At 63.5% G+C, this 6,701-nt stretch carries 3 protein-coding genes and 2 pseudogenes; 3 read left to right on the top strand and 2 right to left on the bottom strand.

Annotated features, from left to right (window positions below; translation table 11 throughout):
- On the top strand, positions 1 to 440 hold a 440-nt coding region (locus tag E5W87_RS21780), incomplete at its 5' end, for an SDR family NAD(P)-dependent oxidoreductase (protein ID WP_292402057.1).
- A 98-nt stretch (positions 441 to 538) separates the two neighbouring features.
- A pseudogene (locus E5W87_RS21785) lies at positions 539 to 1,514 on the top strand (alpha/beta hydrolase).
- A gap of 103 nt (positions 1,515 to 1,617) precedes the next feature.
- Here E5W87_RS21785 and E5W87_RS21790 read toward each other — a convergent pair.
- A complete protein-coding gene (locus E5W87_RS21790; RefSeq protein ID WP_292402063.1) occupies positions 1,618 to 3,021 on the bottom strand; it encodes a DEAD/DEAH box helicase in 1,404 nt (467 codons plus the stop codon).
- A gap of 405 nt (positions 3,022 to 3,426) precedes the next feature.
- On the opposite strand from E5W87_RS21790, the pseudogene E5W87_RS21795 reads away from it, so the two are divergent.
- Positions 3,427 to 4,960 (top strand): annotated as a pseudogene (locus E5W87_RS21795) (acyl-CoA carboxylase subunit beta).
- Between the two features lie 35 nt (positions 4,961 to 4,995).
- On the opposite strand, the gene E5W87_RS21800 reads toward E5W87_RS21795, so the two are convergent.
- The coding region (locus E5W87_RS21800) for a hypothetical protein (protein WP_292402060.1) at positions 4,996 to 6,701 on the bottom strand (1,706 nt) is incomplete at its 5' end.

The following is a 6,701-nucleotide window of genomic DNA, read 5'->3' on the forward strand; positions in this document are numbered from 1 at the left end:
CGGTCATCGAACGCATGCGCGTCCGCGCGCGCGGCCATGTCGTCCTGGTCGGTTCGGTCACCGCCTATTTCGGCTGGCCGACCACGGCCGCCTATGGCGGTACCAAGGCGGCGATCAATATCCTGGCGGAGTCGCTGAAATACGACTTTGATAAGATGAACGTGCGCATCCAGGTGATGAATCCGGGCTTTGTCGACACGCCGCTGACCGAGAAGAACTTGCTGCCGATGCCCGGGCTGATGCCCGTCAACCGCGCCTCGCGGCGCATGGCGCGCGGCATCAAATCCGGCGGCTTCGAAGTCACCTTCCCGCGCCGCTTGAGCTGGGGCCTGAAGCTGCTCAGCATGCTGCCGAGACCACTCTGCCGGTGGGTCATCAGCACCGCGACCCGCTGGAAGGCACGTCCGCTGAATTTCGACCGCAAGCCGCCGAGCGAATAGGCCGGCCATCAAAGTTGGCGATCCCGCCGCCGGCAGGACGCCCGCTGCGTGTTTGCATTTTGCGGCCATAGGTTGAGAATTGTTGCATGGAGTCTGCAATGGGGCAACGGATCGTGCTTGCGGTACTGGGTCTCGCCGTCATTCTTGTCCTGGCCTTCGTGCTTGGCCCGCGCGTCCAAGCCGACACCACGATCCGCTTCGACCCTTCCGTGATCGGCGATGACCCGCAAGCCTATCTGGCACGCAACGAGGGAGCCGTACCGAGCATCTACGACGGGCTGGAGAAGGAGATCATCTGGGCCAATCCGATGGTGCATGCCAGGACGCCGCTCGCGATCGTCTATATCCACGGCTTTTCGGCATCGAAGGGCGAGGTTCGTCCGCTGCCCGACGAGGTGGCCGACGAGCTGGACGCAAATCTCTACTACACCCGCCTCACCGGCCACGGACAGGGCGGTGCTGCGATGGCCGAAGGCAGCGTCAACGCCTGGATCAATGACTATGAGGAAGCGCTCGCCATCGGCCGGGCGATCGGCGACAAGGTGATTGTCATCGCTACCTCGACCGGCGGATCGCTGGCGGCCTGGGCTGCGACGCAGCCGGGCGCATCGGACGGGGTGGCGGCAATAGCGTTCATCTCGCCGAATTTCGGCATCAAGGCTTCCGGCGCCGAACTCCTGACCATGCCGTGGGGCCGAGAGATCGCCGAGCTGGTCGCCGGCAAGGAACGCAGCTTCGTGCCACGCAATGCGCTGCACGAGAAATTCTGGACCTACCGCTATCCGATCGCCGCGACGTTGCCGATGGTGGCGCTTACCGAGCTTGCCTATGGCGCGCCGGTGGAGAAGGCGACGATCCCTGCCCTGTTCATCTTTTCGGATTCGGACAGAATCCGTGCGGCCCGACCGCACCCGCGAAATCGCCGGGCGCTGGGGCGCCGCGCACGAACTGGTGCCGGTCGACGATACCGGTGATCGGGACAATCACGTCATTGCGGGTGACGCGCTGTCGCCAGCAACCACGGCTTTCCTCGTGCAGCGCATTGTGGTGTGGGTAGAGGCGGTGGTGAAGTAGATATCAGGCGAAAAAGGCGACCGAAGCATCGCTCCGATCGCCTTTTTTCAATTGTGAGCAGCCGAGCCGAGCCCGATAGGCTCGGCCGGATGCAACTATCTCATTACGCAGCCCGCGCCGCGGGTCGCTTGCCGCCGAAGCGGCGCTTGTTGTTGCCCTTGAAGGGCTTGGCGCCTTCCGGCTTGCGCTCGCCGGCAAAAGCCGGCTTGTCGCCGAAGCGCTTCTTGCCGTTGTTCTGGCCGCCTGGCCGCCTGCCGTCGCGACGACCATTGCGGTCGTTGGCCGGCTCGAAGCTGCGCTCGTTCTTTTCGGCAGGATTGCGCTGCGGATCAGGGCTGCCGAGATGGTCGGCAACGATCGGCAGCTTGGTGCGGATGATGCGCTCGACCTGACGCAGCTTGCTGTTTTCGGAGGGATCGCAAAGCGTGATGGCGATGCCGTCCATGCCGTTACGGCCGGTACGGCCGATGCGGTGGACATAGCTCTCCGCCTCGTCCGGCAGGTCGAAATTCACCACGTGGCTGATGCCGGGCACGTCGATGCCGCGCGCCGCGATATCGGTTGCCACAAGAATGCGCACCGAACCCTCGCGGAAATCGTTCAGCGCCTTCTGGCGGGCGTTCTGCGACTTGTTGCCGTGAATGACGGCAGCCTTGAAGCCGTCGCGCTCAAGGTCCTTGGTCACCCTGTCGGCGCCATGCTTGGTGCGCGAAAAGATGATGACGGACTTCATCGCCTCGTCGGCGAGCATCGTCGACAGCACCTGGCGCTTCTGCTTGGTGCGGGCAAAGACGACGCCCTGCACGATCTCGGCCGCCGCGGTGCTGTGAGGCGCCACTTCGACGCGGATCGGGTTCTTCAACAGGCCCTTCGCCAGTTCGGCGATTTCGGCCGGCATGGTCGCCGAGAACAGCACCGTCTGACGGTCCGGCGCGGTCGCCCTGGCGATGCGCTTGACGTCGTTGATGAAGCCCATGTCGAGCATGCGGTCGCCTTCGTCCAGCACCAGCCATTTGGTGTCGGCCAGCACGAGATCGCCCTCACGCACCAGGTCGGTCAGCCGGCCGGGCGTGGCGATAAGGATGTCGACGCCGGGAGCAATCTTTTTCACCTGGCTGAAGCGCGAGACGCCGCCAAGCACGAGTGCTGTCGAGACATGCGCGCCCTTGGCGAGCAGCTTGATCATCTCTTCGATCTGCACGGCGAGTTCGCGCGTCGGCGCCAGGATCAGCGCACGAGCGGTCTTCGGCCGGCGCTTGGTGCCGAGCGCGATGATCTTCGACAGGATCGGCAGCGCGAACGCCGCGGTCTTGCCCGAACCGGTCTGGGCGATGCCGAAAATGTCACGGCCTTCGAGCTGCGGCGGGATCGCCTGGGCCTGGATCGGCTTCGGCTCGGTGAAGCCGGCGCCATGGGTGGCCTTGAGCAGCGCGCCGGTAATTCCAAGTGCTGCGAAACCTGAAAGTTCCCCAGTGTTCGTACCGGTCAAAGTGTTTTCACCGGTCAAAGTGTTTTCGTTGGTCAAAATATTCTTCTTTCACGCGGCTCGTGGCCGCAAACATCGATGGCGGCAGGGCGCAACCTGCCGTCGAAAAAACTGTCATGAAACGACAAGGCGGCGGACGTTGTCGTCCGCACGGCTGCGCTGTCGTGCCCGCAGGCATCATGCCACGGGGCTTTTTCGCCGCCTTGCCGATATGTCGGAAAGAGGGAAAACAGACGCAACCAGTCTCATTCGTCGAGAAGGCCGGATACTCCCGGCCCAAGCGCCTATGTCGCCGCATATGGCCCAGTTCGCCGCGGAATGCAAGGGGCGCCATGTTGCAGCGCAACAAATCGATGGCAAAAGCGGCGCTTGCGCTCCCCTGCCTGCATGATTACCACAAATCAGCTTCCGTTTGAGGATCGACCGATGAAGGACGTGCTGAAGGAACTCGAGCGCCGCCGCGACATGGCGCGCATGGGCGGCGGTCAGGCCCGCATCGACGCTCAGCACAAGAAGGGCAAGCTCACCGCGCGCGAACGCATCGACGTCTTTCTCGACGAGGGCTCGTTCGAGGAGTTCGACATGTATGTCGAGCATCGCTCGACTGATTTCGGCATGGAGAAAACCAAGATCGCCGGCGACGGTGTCGTCACCGGCTGGGGCACCGTCAACGGCCGCCCGGTCTATGTCTTCGCCAAGGATTTTACCGTGTTCGGCGGCTCGCTGTCCGAGGCCCATGCCGAAAAGGTGGTCAAGGTACAGGAGATGGCGCTGCGCAACCGCGCGCCGATCATTGGCCTCTACGACGCCGGCGGCGCCCGCATCCAGGAAGGCGTGGCGGCACTTGGTGGCTATGCCGAGATCTTCCAGCGCAATGTGCTGGCCTCGGGCGTCATTCCGCAGATTTCACTGATCATGGGCCCTTGCGCCGGCGGCGACGTCTATTCGCCTGCCATGACCGATTTCATCTTCATGGTGCGCGACACCTCCTACATGTTCGTCACCGGGCCGGACGTGGTGAAGACCGTCACCAACGAGACCGTGACCGCCGAGAGCCTCGGCGGCGCCTTCGTCCACACGACGAAGTCCTCGATCGCCGACGGCGCCTATGACAATGACGTCGAGGCGCTGCTGCAGATGCGCCGGCTGGTCGACCTGCTGCCTGCCTCCAATACGGCTGATATCCCCGAGATCGAATGCTACCAGTCGGTCACCGATCACGATCTGTCGCTCGACCGGCTGATCCCCGACAACGCCAACAAACCCTACGACATCAAGGATGTTGATCCTTAAAGTTGCCGACGAGGGTGACTTCTTCGAGATCCAGCAGAATTTTGCGAAAAACATCGTCACCGGTTTCGGACGGGTCGAAGGCCGCACGGTCGGCTTCGTCGCCAACCAGCCGATGGTGCTGGCAGGCGTGCTCGATTCGGACGCCAGCCGCAAGGCGGCGCGGTTCGTACGCTTCTGCGACTGTTTCTCGATTCCGATCGTCACCTTCGTCGACGTTCCGGGCTTTCTGCCCGGCACCGCGCAGGAATATGGCGGGCTGATCAAGCACGGCGCCAAGCTTTTGTTCGCCTATGCCGAGGCGACCGTTCCGAAGATCACCGTCATCACCCGAAAGGCCTATGGCGGCGCGTATGACGTGATGGCGTCGAAGCATCTGCGCGGCGACATGAACTATGCCTGGCCGACGGCGCAGATCGCGGTGATGGGCGCCAGGGGCGCGGTCGAGATCATCTATCGCAAGGACATCGGCGATGCGGAGAAGATCGCAGCACATACAAAAGCTTACGAGGATCGCTTCCTGTCGCCCTTCGTCGCCGCCGAGCGCGGCTATGTCGATGAGGTGATCATGCCGCATTCGACCCGTCGCCGCATTGCGCGTGCGCTCCGCATGCTGCGCAACAAGGATATGCAGAACCCCTGGAAGAAACACGACAACATTCCGTTGTGAGACGCTGATGTCGCGAAAGCGGCCACAGCAAAAGCTCACTCCGCTTCCGCCGCGCCGAACCCGGACCCCATCGTCGCGCGGACAGCGCCCGCCCAAGGCGTCGCGTGGTTGTCGATGCGCATCTGGAAGATAAAATAGGTCGGCGAGCAGAAGCCGATACCTTTCACCTTGCCGATACCAGGCGTGTCTGGTGGCAGCGACTGGCACATATAATCCTCGCGGCAGAAATGATCGGCCGAGCACGCCGGCCGGTTGCCGCGATTGACCGCGCCGCCGAGGCACTGGTCGAAATTGTTGGTCGCCACGCAAGTGTCGAATTTCTTGCCGCCGACCAGCCCGCAGATTTCGTTCGGCATCGGCTTGCCCGGCTTGAAGCCGGCAAGGGCACGATCCTTGTCGTCGCAGCCGCGATAGGCGATGCCGGCCGGCACGCCGATCTTCGGCGGCCGGCAAGTGTATGCGGTGCGCGAAATGTCGGTCGCGAAGGCCGCGAACTGGCCCGATATGCTGTAGCGGTCGTTGAAGGGCTGCGTGCCATTGCTGGCGATCGTGCCGGTCAGGCATGGATGGCCGGAGAACATCTTTCCGCTGTCCTTGGGCAACAGGCATTGCGCCAGTTTGGTCCGCACGCCCGACGCAGTCGCCAGCGGCGTGCAGACGGTGCCACCGCCGCACTGCCAAGTCGTGCCGAAACGGGCCGCATCCTCCGGCATCAGACATGGCATTGCCATCTCGGCCGGCGCATACGCGACTTCGCCGGCGTCCTTCCACGCGGCCGGCGGCGCGAAGGACAGCGGGCGGAAGCGGTTCGGCTCCTTGCCCTTGGCAGTCGCGCGCAGCCAAGCCTCGCGGCGCGGCATCTCGGCATGAAGATGCGGCGAGATGCCGACCTCGATGCGGTTCAGCGGCGACGTCGTCGTGTCGTCGAGGCCGATGAAATGAAATCCGGCGGTCGAACCTGCCTGATGGCAGCCTTGGCAGGCGCCATTGTCCAGCCGCTCGACCAGCGCTTCCGGCGTGCGCACCAGCTTCAAAGCCGAATAGTCGAGCCCAGAAAAATCCGCGGGCTGGAACAGCGGCGTGAACGGGTGATTGGCCTGCCTTGCGCTGCCGAAAGTCGACCACGAAATGACCTTCTTCGTCAGGAATTCGTCCGGAATTTGGTAGACGCCGAGATCCACCGCCGCGAGATTGGCGCTGATGTAGTCGGCAAGTTTCGCTTTCAGCGCGGCGTCTTCCGAGAGCAGCGCCACGTCCGGCGTGTTTTCCAGCGGCCTCTCGCTGACTTCGGCGCCGTCGATACCAAAAATCCGCATGAGATAGGCGGCCTGCCCGCCGAATTCGGTCTCCTGGCCGGAGGGAAAGCGCACCACTTGGGCGTTGAGCTCGAGCTGCTTGAAGGACAGCCCGGCCTTCTCCAGCGGCCCGCCGATGAGCCAGCCGGCATCGACGGTTTCGTCGAGCTGCGGCGTCCAGCGCCCGGCGACGCCAACGCAGCCGCCATCGGCATCCGGCGCGGCGCTGTAGATGGCATTGAAGTTGAACGGCAGGCGCGAGGCTAAAACCTTGCCGTTTTTCTTGAAGCTGTAGGCAAGGCGATAGATGAAACGTACCTCGCCGCAACTGCCCTCGCCGCGCGCTTCAATGAAATCGCGCCGGTCGAGCCGGTTGACGACGCCGACCAGCCGGAAGCGCGCAGCATGCGTCCTCAGCCAGCGCATGTCCGTGATGCGGCCGACAT

It is taken from the genome of Mesorhizobium sp. (genome assembly GCF_004962925.1).
Classification (GTDB): domain Bacteria; phylum Pseudomonadota; class Alphaproteobacteria; order Rhizobiales; family Rhizobiaceae; genus Mesorhizobium.